The sequence below is a fragment of the Trueperella sp. LYQ141 genome (assembly GCF_046599555.1).
Taxonomy (GTDB): Bacteria; Actinomycetota; Actinomycetes; order Actinomycetales; family Actinomycetaceae; genus Trueperella.
Window position 1 is genome coordinate 240,765 of the sequence record NZ_JBKIWQ010000004.1, and the last position, 15,314, is coordinate 256,078.

The window sequence follows — 15,314 nt, forward strand, 5'->3', positions numbered from 1 at the left end:
ATATTTAATGTGCGAAGTGACGGACGCCTGTCAGATACATTGTTATCCCCGCCTGTTGAGCTGCAGCGATAACCTGCTCATCTCGAATGGATCCACCAGGCTGGACGATGGCACGGACACCAGCCGCTACTAGTACATCAACCCCATCTGGGAACGGAAAGAATGCGTCCGAAGCGGCCACCGCACCCGTTGCCCGCTGTTGACCGGCACGTTGGACTGCCAGGTGGCACGCATCCACCCGATTCACCTGCCCCATACCAATGCCACATGTGGCCTGATCTGCACAAATAACAACCGCATTAGATTTCACCCCGCGCACTACTCGCCAAGCGAAAAGGAGATCGCGCAGTTGCTGCTCATCTGCCGCGCAGCCAGACACGAGCTGCCAGGTGCTCGGATCATCCCCAGTGGCAGCCAGTGAATCTCGCTCTTGGACGAGCACACCTCCAGAAATAACCCGCATATCTAGCTCGTCATGCACGCCATACGCTGAGGACTTTATCTCAACACTCTGCGTACTTCGCGGCCATTCGCCTAAGGCATCAGGTATTGATCTCGGCACACTTAGCGGTGGATGTGCCGCCGAACCATCACATAAATGCTGGCCCATACTTGAGGAATTACTCATTGTGCCCGAAGATCCAGCAACCCTGATACTTCCTCGCTCGCTTTCCCAGGTGGTATCAGCACACGCCAGTATCTCGCCTCTCGGATCACCATCCCCTAATTCGCTGGTGTTTCCGCCCCTGCCAGCCGGCGCGATTTCCGCTTCCTCGTTCGGAGTACCAGCACGAGCGGAAGAAAGGCCACATAACGGTGAGTGCGTGAGAGGAATACGCAAGATCCGCAACCGAGATTTACCCCGCAGAATCTCTAGAGCTTCCGGCGTAAAATCTGGGGCAATCACAACTTCCATAAATACGCCACTGAGCGCCTGAGCCATAGCGTGATCGACGGTCCTATTTGCCGCGACGATACCGCCAAAGGCTGACTGCGGATCACAGGCATAGGCTGCCTGGTACGCCGCGCAAATCTCTTCTCGCACCGCTATCCCACAGGGATTTGAATGTTTGACGATAGCAACAGCGGGGCGGTCATGATCCCCCACCGCTCGCCACGCCGCTTGGGCGTCGAGATAGTTATTAAAACTCATTGGCTTTCCGCCTAGCTGCTGAGCATAGGCTAATCCCACGCCAGATCCATCACGGTATAACGCCGCACGTTGATGTGGATTTTCTCCGTATCGCAGCAGTTGCGTTCGCGTCCAATATGGGCGGAGCTCCTCCGGCAATGCCGCACTCGCCTCAGCCCCTTCATTGCCAAGTTCATTGGCATGCTCACCCCTCGGCCCAGCAAAATACTCTTGATCTGCCTTCGCGCTACGCTCCTCGCCAACATTTCCAGCGCCCTCCGTATGCCGCCCCTCGCTCACACTGAGGGCGCGCGTGCTGCGATCGCTGCCACTACTATCCGGATCTGATGGATACATCTGCCCACGAAAGGCCGCCGTATCGCCCTCCGGTCCAACATCGCCGTTTCTACGGTTCATCCATTGCGCAATATGCGCGTCATATTGCGCCGTATGAGCAAATGCGCGTGCCGCATAATCACGTCGAATCTGTGCCAGCATTGGTGCCTTATCTACCGGCTGGGGCACTCCGAGCGCAACCGAGAAGGAACGCGTTAGCTCAATTACCTGGGGATAATCAGCCGGATCAATAACGACGAGCACGTGATCTATATTTTTTGCTGCCGCCCGAATAAGAGCCGGACCTCCAATATCAATCTGTTCCACACATTCTTCCGCCGAGGCGCCACTGGCTAAGGTTTGTGCAAAAGGATACAGGTTGACGACAACCAGATCGAAAGGCGAAATCCCCAGTTCCGCCATTTGCTGCCCATGACGTTCAGGGCGTGCCAGAATCCCGCCGTGAATGGCTGGATGCAGCGTCTTTACCCGACCGTCGAATGCCTCAGGGAAACCCGTCACCTCCGATACCGCACGAACTGCAATGCCGGCGTCTGTTAAAAGACGGAAAGTGCTTCCGGTGGCAACAATCTCGCAACCACTGTGCGCCAAGGCCTGAGTAAGCTCAAGCACGCCACTCTTATCCGAAACCGATATTAAAGCTCGGCGGAACATTATTTCCTCCCTGATCGCGCCGACGTTCCACGCCTAACTTATCGGTGAGCAATCATCTGCCAGAGGATAGTGTTATCGCGCGAGACGCTGGCGAAGCCGCTGGATGACCTGCCGATGGGCAGCCATCGATCCGAGAATATATGGAACGCCTCCGAGCAGGAGCACCCACCCCACCATGTGATACGGCACTGGTCCAACTGTTGACATGCGCCCAGGCCCAAGGGAACCACTGGCGAACAGCGCGAGCACCCCTAGGCTCACAGCGATAACAAGCGCACAGACCACGGCTCGAATTAGCGTCTGGCGCAAACCTACGGCGCCATCCTGAGATTCTTTGCGAGTCTGCCACGCCCCAAGCACAACCGCCCCAAGGACAACAAAAATCACCAGCCATCCTAATCGCAATCCCACGGGGGGCAAAGCACCAAATATTGGAATAGCTGGCAGCGGAGCACTCGTCGTACCAAATATCGAAAACTGCGTGTCAGTGCCGACTGAGAATCCCGCACCGAAAAGCCATGCTAAGGCCCAAATGCCGGCAACAGGCAGGTAACACATTTGCAGGATCACTAGACTAATCGAACCGACTAGCCCGGTTAGGTAGTACCCGTGAATATGAGCGATGCGCGACCACCCACACAGCGCAGCGAGAATGAACAGCAGGGCACTGCAGATGGCTAAGACGCGCGCCGTAGCACGGATGCGGGTGCGCGCGTGTCGAATATGCTCAGCAGGAACAAGTTGCGGCGCGCTAGCGAGGGCAACGCTGGCTGCGCAGAAGAAAGAGATAAAAATGGCGAGCCACCACGCGCCAGATGGCCGGATCAACAGGCCAATGATGGCAACGACGCCAGCATGACCCAGCCCGCAAGCAACAACCTCTACCCAGGTTTCCATCTGGCAACGGCGGAAACGCACGTAGTGGGTGTAACAGGTAATAGCTAAAATGCTCAACGGCATGACGGAAATTGGCGCACCAGAAATTTTCATCTGCCCGCCGGTGCTCGTCATCCACCATCCAGTAGCCAAGCGAGCCGCGTCATGCCAGGTACTATCAGCTAACCCGGGCGCAGAAGCCGTCACCACATAGCTGGCCAGGACGACAACGACCATCGCTAACCACGTGAAAAAGGGCGCGGCAAGGGCCGCCCGCACTGCGGCTAATTCGCGAGAAAGATCAATGGTCCGCACGTTTCTATCGTTCCTGGTTCTTGCGCGATACACAGCGAGATGGCTCGGCGTGTTGTTCACACCGAGCCATCTTCACCTCAGCTCGTCATCCGAGCACCTATTCATCTAGATGCTATCTAGACGGTTGCGTTGAGGATCTCCCGAGCAATTCGCGCTGTTTCGGTTGGGGTTTTTCCAACGCGCACCCCTACCGCCTCAAGGGCATCTTTCTTTGCGGCGGCAGTACCGGCCGATCCTGAAACGATAGCGCCCGCATGCCCCATCGTCTTTCCTTCCGGCGCAGTAAATCCAGCAACGTATCCCACAACAGGTTTCGTGACGTTATCCCGAATAAAGGCTGCCGCTCGCTCTTCTGCGTCCCCGCCGATTTCTCCGATCATAACGATCAGCTCAGTTTCCGGATCGGCTTCAAATGCCTTTAGCGCATCAATATGAGTAGTTCCGATAACCGGATCGCCACCAATACCAATACATGTAGTAAAGCCAATATCCGACAGCTCGTACATCATCTGGTAGGTTAATGTGCCAGATTTCGACACCAGGCCAATCTTGCCAGGGCCGGTAATATCTGGCGGAGTGATCCCCACGTTAGACTGACCTGGCGTAATAATACCTGGGCAGTTCGGGCCGATGAGTTGCACCCCGCGCTCCTGGGCATAGGTGAAGAATTCCGAGGAATCCTTTACCGGAATTCCTTCCGTAATAATGACCACCAAGCGCATGCCAGCATCGACTGCTTCAATGACTGCGGCTTTAGCAAAAGCTGGCGGCACAAAGATAACTGATACCTCTGCGCCGGTGGCTGCCTTAGCCTCAGCAACTGTTCCATATACCGGAACAGAGACTGTTCCTGCTGAACGTTCCTGCGCACCGTAGCCAATCGGCGTCACGTCGAATTCGACGCTCTGACCGGCTTTTCGTGGGTTCGTTCCGGCGACGATATTCGTTCCGGCGCCGAGCATACGGCGGGTGTGTTTCTGCCCTTCTGCTCCGGTCATGCCCTGGACGATGATTTTGTCATTCTTGTCTAAGAAAATCGCCATCTGTTTCTCACTTCCCAGCCAGTTCCGCAGCCTTTGCGGCAGCGCCGTCCATTGTTTCTTCTAGGATGACTAACGGGTGGTTAGCCTCGCGCAGGATACGGCGCCCTTCATCCACGTTGTTTCCGTCAAGCCGGACGACAATCGGTTTGGAGGCATTATCACCGAGGATCTTTAAGGCAGCGACGATTCCTTCTGCTACTTGATCGCAGGCAGTGATGCCGCCAAAAACGTTGACGAATACTGCGCGCACATCTGGATCTCCAAGGATGACGTCAAGACCATTTGACATGACGGTGGCGTCTGCTCCACCACCAATATCGAGGAAGTTTGCTGGGCCGACGCCGTAGGCCTCGCCAGCGTATGCCACCACATCCAGAGTTGACATCACTAAACCAGCGCCGTTGCCGATGATACCCACCTGGCCCCCGTCAAGTTTGACGTAATTCAGACCTAGTGCTTTGGCCTTTGCTTCCAGCGGGTTTTCCGTGCGCTTATCGACGAGCGCAGCGTGGGATTCATGGCGGAATCGGGCGTTATCATCGACAGATACCTTGCCGTCAACTGCAATGATCTCTCCGGTCGTCGTTTTCACGAGCGGATTGACCTCTACGAGAGTGGCATCTTCTTCGGTGTACACCTCCCAGAGTTTGACGATAGCTTCAGCCACCTTTTCGCCACATTCTGCGTCAAATCCGGCGGCTTGGGCGATGTGCTCAGCCGTGTGCGCATCGATTCCGGTAATCGGGTTAATGGGAATTCGGGCAAGTGCTTCGGGGCGTTCTACTGCTAACTGCTCGATTTCCATTCCGCCTTCTTTGGAGCACATTGCCAAATAGCGGCGTTCTGAACGATCAAGCAAGATTGAGAAATAGTATTCCTCGGCAATATCAGCACCCAGAGCAATCAGTACGCGATGGACGGTATGCCCTTTAATATCCATTCCTAAAATAGCCTGCGCATGAGTGCGGGCTTCTTCGGCAGAGCGGGCGAGTTTAACTCCTCCGGCTTTCCCGCGCCCTCCCGTCTTTACTTGAGCTTTAACAACGACGAGATCGCCGTGCTGTAGTAATTCTTCCGCTGCGCAGTATGCTTCTTCCGGCGTTGCAGCTACCTTACCGGGGAGCACGGGAACGCCGTGCTCGGCAAACATATCGCGAGCTTGGTACTCGTAGAGATCCACGCTGGGTCCTTTCGCTCGGCGGACTACCGAATAATAAATTGTCTCGGCGTCGAGACATCTCTTTGAGCATACCGAAAAATATCGTCAGTGACACGGTTTTCGGCAAAATTGCGATGGGATGTCATTAAGGAAAATCGACAGCCGCCATATCGAATCCCCTAATGCAATGCCACCAGCCTAGCGCTTCGCCCGAGGTAACGTGGCAAGATGTTCACCGGCTTGTCCGATTGACTGCCGAAGAAGAGTCGCAAAAGCAACATTTCCCTCCGGCAACGGATGGATGGTATCAATCTTCAAAAACTCCGGATGTTCAGCGATAAGCCCATGCCAGTCCACCACAAAAACATTCGCATAACCGGCAGCAATATCACTCAAGGTGCGATTGGCTGAATCCACATCCTTACTCGTCGTACCCACATTAACGAGGAATACCCACCTGCGGCATCCCAGTTGCTCGATATTACGACGCACCTCATTCGGATCGGGGACACCACCATTCGTTCCATACTCCAGCACCACTACCCGACCCACATGCGCCGTCGCCCGATGCTGAGCAATAAAGGCATAGGCCTCAGCCCACGTCATCCCTGGCTGAGCATAGACCTGAGCTCCCGGCATCTGGGCCGTCAGTTCCGCGCCTGCACCCGCAGCAATAGAATCCCCGAAGATCGTCACATCTTTCCATTGCGGTTTCGAAGCATCAAAGGCTGAGCACAACTGAGCGCCTGGCGCTGGTTCATCCCCGCGTTGCAGCGCATCACCGCCACTGTTAGGCGCAACTGCAGGCTGGGAAGGAGTCATATTCCCCTGCGCCGACGAGGGATCGCCACCAGCTTTCGAACCGCCGATCTCACCAGCAGTTCCTTCGGGCTCAGCCGCCACCTGCACTGGCGCCGAAGAATCAGGAGATGCGCCCTGCGCCAGCGAAACCGGATTCCAGATCAGCACTGCTATTGCCCCTACTGTTACCAGGCTCGCTCCAATGGCAACAATCCGATAGCGGAGGGAACGACGAACTGCCAACACCGCACGAGCACACGCCACGCTTAGCCCATACCGGCGAATCGGACGCATTATGTAGCGATACGTCAGTTCCGCACATGCAAAACACACCATGAGAGCACACATATCGCGCACCCCGCCTTGCCACCCTGAGGCATGCCAACAAGCTGCAGCGATCACCAGGAGCGGCCAATGCCACACATATAGGAGATAGGCCCGCTGACCAAGCCAACGCAATACCCCAATCTGCCCAATCAGCGAAAAAATAGAATGAGGAATGACGATAGTTGCTAGCACGATCCCTGCCAGCAGTGAAACCAACAGCATCCCACCCATGTACGCCCAAGGCCCATCCATCGGAATGATGAATAAAAATACGACGAGCATACTCAAGGCTGCCCAGCCGTACCACGGGTAGGTACGCCGCCAATGCACAGCACCTAAAATGCTGGCCTGTGGATCTGCCCATATAATGGCCAGCACAATGCCCAATGCAACCCCAAACAGATGCGTATGTGGGCCGTAGAGCAAAGCGACGGAATTCTCCCCGTTATAGAGCACCATCATCAGGCCAGCAGAAAAAACAACCACGACACTAGCCACGAGTGCCCGTAACCGCCATGAGTCAAGCAAAGCCAGCATCACCAGGGCAATGAGAGGCCACAACAGCATAATCTGCGCATCCAACGCCACGTACCATAAATGCGAGAACAAGCGGCCCGAGCCAGCATCGCGCACATACCCCTGGCAAATATCAAACCAGTTCGTTGAGTAGGTCAGCGCCCCCAGAGTTTGCCGACGAATATCGCCTAACGTGCTCCGCGCAATAATACCGGCCAGCGGGATCACCGTTACCACCAGCACTAAGAGCGGAATAAAGCTACGAGTAAAGCGAGCGCGATAGCAAGACAATACGTCAATATATCCACGGGTGCGATCGGAACGTAGCAGCGTCATCGTCACTAAAAATCCCGATATTACGAGGAAAATATCAATCCCTAAAAAGCCCCCACGAACAACACCTGGCATGAGGTGATGACCCAAAATCGCTAGGATAGCCACTGCGCGCAATCCGGCAATCCCCCAGAGATACTCCCCACGGTCCGTCATATCCGAACGCGATAACCCCGTTGGGCTTTCACTATCGTGCTGAGGTGGCTGCTGGTGCACCCGAGAAGCACCTGCCCCCGAAGCACCGCCACGCGAAACGGAATACAACGATCCTGACCGCTGTTTCTGCGCCACCGGCTTTTGCGTATTTGCCCGCGTAGCAGGATCGGCAGTGCGAGAAGAGAGCGCACTATCCCCAGACCCTTGCGGCGATGATTCAGCTTCCTGATTACCAGACCGCCCCTGAGCCCCTGCGTGCGGTGAGCGCTCCAACCGCCCTGATTGACCAGGTTGCGGGCGTACAGTACGTAGCCGGTAATCCGTCATGGCCTATACCTTCTCTAACGGGGCAAAACGTAGCATCAATCGTTTGGTCGCACCGGAACGGAATTTCACTTGAGCAACCGTTGATTTCCCAGTGCCGTCGAAAGCGACAATCGTCCCCATCCCGAAAGAACGATGCCGGACGCGATCACCAACTTTCAAACCGTGCGTCTGGCGAGCTGCTGCACTAGACTGCGCTGGCGAAGCGGACTGCTCCTCCGAAGAAAGCCGTTGAGCCTCAGATACCTTCGACCCCGACCTGGCAGAACGTGAGCTCTGAGCCGCCCGCTCCCCGAAGAATTTCCCCGCTGGAACCTTTTTTCCGCCAATCGGGGGAGCAAATTCGTCCTCGTGATACCTAGCAGCGCTAGATCTCGGTGCACTAGCAGAAAAGCCAGCAGCTGTACCTGCAGATGACGCCCCTACGCGACTAGATGAGGAACGACTAGCCCACCCACCAGTGCGAGATGAACCACCATTCCAACCGGCATACCTATTGCGCTCGGACCATTGATCCTCACTATATGAGGAGGAATCACAATCCCAGCTATCGTCCTCATCGCCCCACTGCAACTGCCGTAATGAATCCATTGACGATTCACTACGCCGCCAATCGATCAGCTCCTCAGGTATCTCTGCGATGAAGCGCGAAGGCCCTAATAATTGCGGGGCACCCCACTGAGTGCGGCTTGCCGCCCGCGTCAAATACAGCTTCTCGCGCGCACGAGTCAAAGCCACATAAGCTAGTCGTCTTTCCTCAGCTAACTCCTCTGGCGATTCCTGGGAACGCGCATGCGGGAACGTGCCATCTTCCATGCCAGTGACGAAAACAACCGGAAACTCTAAGCCTTTGGCCGTATGTACCGTCATGAGCACAACTTCCCCACTATCAGAATCGGGAAGCTGGTCCGAATCAGCCACCAAGGATACCTGATCCAGGAAATCAGCCAAGGTGCCCTCAGGATTAAGGACGCGAAACTCCGACGTCACGGCGTGAAACTCCGCCAAATTCTCCGCTCGTGCCTTATCTTGCGGATCAGTCGATTTCTCTAAACCGGCGAGATACCCCGTGCGGTCCATAACCTCAACGTAAATATCTGCCGGATCTGCCCCCAATTGTGCCTGGTCACGTAATTCCTCAAGCATCTGCACAAACTGAGTAATCGTTGCCGTTTGCCGCGCCCCCAGCACAACCGGCTCACGCCCAGCCTCGTGCGCACGCTCCGGATGAGCAATATCTGCCAAGGCCTGCCCGAACGAGATCTGATAGGTGGCCGCATACGCCGCGAGCGCACCCTCCGTCGTCGCCCCTAAACCACGCTTGGGCACATTGAGCACCCTGCGTAAAGACACTGAATCATCCGGATTGGCAATAGCATGCAAATATGCCAAGGCGTTCTTAATCTCTGCCCGTTCGTAGAACTTCGTCCCCCCGACAACGCGATAAGGAATCTCCGACCGGATGAAAGCCTCTTCAAGCGCACGCGACTGCGCATTAGCCCGATAGAAAACGGCAATATCCCGATATGCCACCCCAGCACGGGCCAGATCTGTGATTTCATCGCGTACAAACACAGCTTCGTCGGATTCTGCGTCTGCCACATAGCCGACGAGTTTCTCTCCAGCTCCGGAATCCGTCCATAACCGCTTAGCACGTCGGCCCGCATTATTCGAAATCACCGCGTTAGCCGCCGACAAAATATTCTGCGTTGACCGATAGTTTTGCTCCAAAACAATCGACTGAGCCTGGGGAAAATCCTCCTCAAAACTTTCGATATTACGAATCGTTGCCCCGCGGAAAGCGTAAATTGACTGATCGGCATCGCCAACCACCGTCAAAGCCCCATGCGGATCATCGCCCCTGCTCCCAACCAGCAAACGCACCAGCTCGTATTGGGCCATATTGGTGTCCTGATATTCGTCCACCAGAATGTGGCGGAAACGCTGCCGATATACCTGTGCAACCTGCGGGTTATCCCGCAACAGCTCAACCGTCAGCATAATTAAGTCATCGAAATCTACCGCATGGGCAAGCCGCAGACGTTCCTGATACGTTTGATAAACTCGCGCAACCATGAGCTCATCTTCGCGTTGCGCTAACGCTAAGGCCTGCGCCGGAGTAACGAGATTATTTTTCAGATCAGAAACGCCATTAAGGAGTTTCTTCGGTGGGTAGCGCTTATCGTCAATCTTTTCTTCGCGAATGATAGCGCGCATTAATGCCTGTGAATCAGCTGAATCGTAGATAGTGAAACCAGAATTTAAGGAGAGGTAACGATGTTCAGCCCGCAAGATTCGCACACATGCGGAATGGAACGTCGAAATCCACATATACCCCGCGCCTGGACCAATCATTGATTCCATGCGCTCGCGCATTTCTTTCGCTGCCTTATTGGTGAAGGTAATCGCCATGATTTGCGTCGGCCGTAACTGACCAGTGGCAATAAGGTAACAAATTCGGGTCGTCAACACCCGCGTCTTTCCGGAACCCGCCCCTGCAATAACTAAAAGATGCGACCCACCGTAGGTGACGGCAGCCCGTTGCTGTGGATTGAGCCCGCGAATAATCTTTTCCACCACCGCCGGGTCGGCTGCTGGCGCATACGAGGTTTCAGGCACAGCCTCGTCTGCAGCGGCAACGGTGGTTTTTGGGGCAGTGGGGTCGGAAATATCAGCACCAGAAACGACTGAGGTAGATACACATTCACGCCGTGATACCGCCGACGTGTTATTTGGGGCAATACTGGCGCTATCTGCGCCAGGCATAGCAGGTGCAGCAGCCGCCCCCTGCGAGTTCGAGGCAGACACCCGTGCACGAATTCGATCTAAAGCTGCGGTTAATTTATCTTCAGGCATATCTCTTTCAGCCTAATAGAGGAGGCGACGCAACGCATTGGCGACGCTCAGCATCGATATACGCCACATAACAGCGATGCCGGTTGCACAGCAGCCGGCATCCCGATCCGCACTCACACAAGCGCGCACATTACTCCCATTCGATCGTCCCTGGGGGCTTAGAGGTGACGTCAATAACCACGCGATTGACATCACTGACCTCATTGGTAATTCGGTTAGAGATCCTGGCAACCAGGTCATAATCTAACCGAACCCAATCCGCACTCATTGCGTCTTCCGAGGCCACCGGGCGCAATACAATCGGGTGACCGTAGGTGCGTTCATCGCCTTGGACGCCAACCGAGCGAACATCAGCCAGCAAAACCACTGGGCACTGCCAGATCTGGCGATCTAATCCGGCTGCGGTGAGTTCTTCTCGAACAATCGCATCGGCTTCCCGCAACGTAGCGAGACGATCTCGGGTAATCTCCCCGACAATGCGCACCCCGAGCCCTGGCCCGGGGAAGGGCTGACGCCATACCAGCCGCTGTGACAAGCCGAGCTCACATCCGATCGCACGAACTTCATCCTTAAATAATTCCCGTAGCGGTTCCACCAGCTCGAACTCAATGTCTTCTGGCAGACCGCCGACATTATGATGGGATTTAATATTTGCTGTGCCGTCTCCCCCACCAGATTCAACAACATCCGGATAGAGAGTGCCCTGGACGAGGAACGCATAATCCTTATCTGGATTTTCTTCCCGCAATCGCTGTTGCGCCGCCTCAAAACTGCGGATGAATTCGCGACCAATAATTTTGCGCTTCGTTTCCGGATCACTGACGCCGGCTAAGGCCTGCAAGAATCGCTCGCTTTCATCCACTGCCAGAATCTTCATGCCGCGAGCGCCCGCATAATCGCGAACAACCTGATCGAATTCACCCTTACGCAATAGTCCGTGATCGACGAATACACAGGTTAATTGATCGCCGATAGCGCGGTGGACCAAAGCCGCAGCAACCGAAGAATCAACACCACCTGAGAGCGCACAGATAGCGTGACGATCGCCCACTTGGGCACGGATACGCTCGATTTGTTCGTCAATGATCGACGCCGGATCCCAGTTCGGGGTCAACCCGGCACCCTCAGTCAGGAAAGCGAGGATCTGTTCTTGACCGTTTTCGCAGTGACGCACCTCCGGATGCCACTGCATCCCGTAGTGCCGCGCCTGTGGATTTTCGAATGCGGCCACGCGTGCGCCGGGCGTTTGCGCGGTGACGGTAAAGCTCTCCGGGGCCTGCGTAACAGAATCAAAATGGCTCATCCATACGGTTGGCCGGTTGTCCGACGATCCGGTGACGACCCCATCGCACAGCATTACCGCTGGCGTCGGGCCATATTCCCGCACTCCGGTTCGTTCCACTTTCCCACCCAAGGCGTGTGCCATCTGTTGAAATCCGTAGCAGATACCCATAACTGGGATACCAGCGCTAAGGATGGATTTATCAATTTGTGGCGCTCCTGGCTCATAAACCGACGCGGGACCGCCTGACAGAATGATGGCGCTTGGGTTGCGCTCCAGGATCTGGCGGGCTGGCCAGGAATGTGGGACAAGCTCGGAATAAAAACCGGCTTCGCGAACACGGCGAGCAATAAGTTGTGCGTTTTGCGCGCCATTATCAATTACTACAACGGGGCGAATCTCAGTCACGTTCCCAGCGTACCGCCCCATTGCCAGCGAGAAAAACTCGGTTACTGTAAACCGTGACCGGCTGGGCGGTATATGGGTCGATAAAGGATAATTGCGCCGCGATGAGCTGCAACGGGTAGGGCCGATTAGCTGTTTCCTCGGGATCTAACACCTGCGGATAGAGCGGATCTGCGAGAATGGGAGTTCCCCGATGCGCCATCGTTGCGCGCAGTTGATGGGTGCGGCCAGTTATCGGGCGTAATTCGTAGCACCCCAGTTCCCCATACGTGCTCACCAGGCGCAATCGCGTTTGGCTATTCGGCTCTCCTGCCACCACGCTAGCGACTAAATCTGTATGCCCGCGCTCAAGCCGCACGTCGCTGCGTTGCCACACCCCGATCGGATCGTTCGGAGCATATCGCGCCAGGGCGTAATACGTCTTTTCCACACGTCGTTGCTCAAAGAGTTTCTGGTAAGCACCACGCCACTGGGGATCAGTTGTTAGCAGCACGCATCCGGCTGTTTCTGCGTCCAGACGATGTGCGGCCACAATGTCATCGTTTTTCATCTGGCGTCGCATAACCACAGTCAAGCTTTGTGCCACATGGGATCCCCGCGGAATGGTAGCCATCTGGTGTGGTTTATCGACGATAATGTACCGTTGTGTTTGTGCCAGGATGGGCACGGTGATCGGTTCTGTTGGTTCGTCGGGCACGGGGCGAAAAAACCACAGCCGTTGCCCTGGTCGATAGCTCGCTCCTGGCCACACGCACTCGGCGTTATCAGCGAAAATATCGCCATTGTGCAGTAGCTCTCGTCCTTCTTCGCCAAAGCGCTCAAAAATCCACTCATCAACAGTGGCCCACGCTCCGTGCGGCAGCCGCAATGGGCTGGCATTAATCCCGTTGCGCATCGGCGGGCGAACCGCCCGAATCCGAGCGGCACGGCGCCAATGTCTTTTTTGCCGCATCCCGTCTCTCCTACACATCAAATGGTCAACGTGACAATACTAGCGAGGCAATATGTCACCTTTGCTGCTGTGAACGTGGGACTATGGAAAGGTATAGGCTGTTTCTGCGCCATCTTTAACCGGCGCACAGATGAGAGGATGATATGACCAAGAGCGTCTATTTCACCGCAGCGGAAGGAAATTCTGGAACCCGCCCAGTGACCCATGCAGTCGTAGCAGAACTGAAAAACAGCTACCCTAACCTCGGCATTTTCCGCGCATTTACCAATAATTCGATCGACGATGATCGCGATTTTCTCGACCTGCTTGATCTGGTGGGACGCCCCGAAGATCGAGATATTGCCTGGGGAACAACCCATCAGGCGTACATCCATGACGAATCCGCCGCCATGACAGAACTCGTCACACGCTATACCGAGTATGCACGTTCCTGTGATGCCGTCCTCATTCTTGGTTTATTGGATGGAGATCCCATATACCCTGGAGCTCTTGCTCGCGCTGGTCGGGCCGCAGCCCATCTTGGCACATCCGTTTTCCTGGTGATCTCCGGTGCTGTGCGTACAGACGAGCAGATCGTGACGCTATCCCATCTGGCTGGCAAAGAGATCATGACGCAACACGCCCCCATCAGCGCGGTGGCGGTTACTTCAGCGGCTCGCAATCATGCTACCGAGCCACACAGTGAGCATATGCCCATCATGTATTTCTATGATGACGAGGATGCCACGGTGGGTGAGGCAGATCGTCATCTCCTCGTCAGCGCTATGGAGCACGGCTCGAAGGTGGTAACACCGCTCTCGTTCACGGCTTCGTTAATTGCCCGCGCTCAAGCGGCACGCAAACGTATCGTCTTGCCAGAGTCCTCCGATGACCGCATTTTGCTGGCTGCCAATGAGCTTATTCGCCGCAAAGTCGCCGATATTATTTTGCTTGGGGAATCTGAAACCGTTCAGGGGCGGGCCGCAGAACTCGGATTGGATCTATCGCAGGCACGTATCGTCAGCACGAAGGATCCGGAACTGGTGGAGAAGTACGCGCAAGAGCTGGCGCGGCTGCGCGAGAAGAAGGGCATGACGTACGATAAGGCCCGCGAAACCCTGAAGGATCTGTCATATTTCGGGACTATGATGGTTCATATGAATGACGCTGATGGCATGGTTTCGGGCGCGGTAAACACCACCGCCAACACCATTGTTCCGTCATTCCAAATCATCAAGACGAAACCAGGGGCCTCCCTCGTCTCCTCGTGTTTCTTAATGCTGATGGAAGATCGCGTGTACGTCTATGGTGACTGTGCCGTCACAACGAATCCCACCCCAGAGCAACTGGCCAGCATCGCGATTTCTTCCGCAGAAACGGCCCAACAGTTCGGCATTGAGCCGCGAGTGGCAATGCTGTCTTATTCCACAGGTGATTCCGGCAAAGGTCCTGACGTTGACGCGGTTATCGAGGCAACTCGTTTAGCGCGCGAGCAGCGCCCAGATTTGCTGATCGAAGGTCCTATCCAATACGACGCTGCCGTTGACGCCAAAGTTGCGGCAACGAAACTTCCGCACTCAGCAGTTGCTGGGCATGCAACCGTCTTCATTTTCCCATCATTGAACGCCGGCAATATCGGATACAAAGCTGTGCAGCGGTCTTCCGGCGCAGTTGCCGTCGGGCCAGTTCTCCAAGGCTTGAATAAGCCTGTCAACGATCTATCTCGTGGCGCGTTGGTGGAAGATATTATTAACACCGTCGCGATTACGGCAATCCAGGCGCAGTAGCCTGAGCCGTATTCACATGTACCTAGCGAATATTCGGGTGTCATGAGCAATGAGTGTGCA

9 protein-coding genes are annotated in these 15,314 nt (G+C 55.4%); 1 reads left to right on the forward strand and 8 read right to left on the reverse strand.

All coding sequences use genetic code 11. The features are described from left to right. Window positions 1-4 precede the first annotated feature (4 nt). The 8 genes from ACLHIJ_RS04730 to ACLHIJ_RS04765 form a co-directional block, all read right to left on the reverse strand. Window positions 5-2,143 (reverse strand): bifunctional phosphoribosylaminoimidazolecarboxamide formyltransferase/inosine monophosphate cyclohydrolase, encoded by a 2,139-nt coding sequence (locus ACLHIJ_RS04730; RefSeq protein ID WP_411298567.1) that lies wholly within the window; start codon window positions 2,141-2,143, stop codon window positions 5-7. A gap of 72 nt (window positions 2,144-2,215) precedes the next feature. Continuing rightward, the gene (locus ACLHIJ_RS04735) at window positions 2,216-3,334 is read right to left on the reverse strand and encodes a DUF6350 family protein (protein ID WP_411298568.1); all 1,119 of its coding nucleotides are present in this window, start codon (window positions 3,332-3,334) and stop codon (window positions 2,216-2,218) included. Between the two features lie 116 nt (window positions 3,335-3,450). Beyond that, window positions 3,451-4,377 carry a succinate--CoA ligase subunit alpha gene (gene sucD, locus ACLHIJ_RS04740; RefSeq protein WP_411298569.1) on the reverse strand — a complete coding sequence of 309 codons (927 nt, stop codon included), beginning with the start codon at window positions 4,375-4,377 and terminating at the stop codon, window positions 3,451-3,453. Window positions 4,378-4,384: 7 nt separating this feature from the next. Next, entirely contained in the window at window positions 4,385-5,557 is a 1,173-nt protein-coding gene (gene sucC, locus ACLHIJ_RS04745; RefSeq protein WP_411298570.1) for an ADP-forming succinate--CoA ligase subunit beta, read from the reverse strand. Between the two features lie 177 nt (window positions 5,558-5,734). Next, entirely contained in the window at window positions 5,735-7,996 is a 2,262-nt protein-coding gene (locus tag ACLHIJ_RS04750) for an acyltransferase family protein (RefSeq protein ID WP_411298571.1), read from the reverse strand. A 3-nt stretch (window positions 7,997-7,999) separates the two neighbouring features. Beyond that, a complete protein-coding gene (locus ACLHIJ_RS04755; RefSeq protein WP_411298572.1) occupies window positions 8,000-10,849 on the reverse strand; it encodes an ATP-dependent helicase in 2,850 nt (949 codons plus the stop codon). 130 nt (window positions 10,850-10,979) lie between these two features. Continuing rightward, on the reverse strand, window positions 10,980-12,560 hold the full coding sequence (gene guaA / locus ACLHIJ_RS04760; protein ID WP_411298573.1) for a glutamine-hydrolyzing GMP synthase: 1,581 nt from the start codon (window positions 12,558-12,560) through the stop codon (window positions 10,980-10,982). Then, window positions 12,532-13,488: a pseudouridine synthase gene (locus ACLHIJ_RS04765; protein WP_411298574.1), complete on the reverse strand. Its 957-nt coding sequence runs from the start codon at window positions 13,486-13,488 to the stop codon at window positions 12,532-12,534. The genes guaA and ACLHIJ_RS04765 overlap by 29 nt, the downstream gene beginning before the upstream one ends. 143 nt (window positions 13,489-13,631) lie before the next feature. Between ACLHIJ_RS04765 and pta the strand changes: the two genes are divergently transcribed. Next, the gene (gene pta / locus ACLHIJ_RS04770; protein WP_411296744.1) at window positions 13,632-15,254 is read left to right on the forward strand and encodes a phosphate acetyltransferase; all 1,623 of its coding nucleotides are present in this window, start codon (window positions 13,632-13,634) and stop codon (window positions 15,252-15,254) included. The last annotated feature ends 60 nt before the right edge of the window (window positions 15,255-15,314 follow it).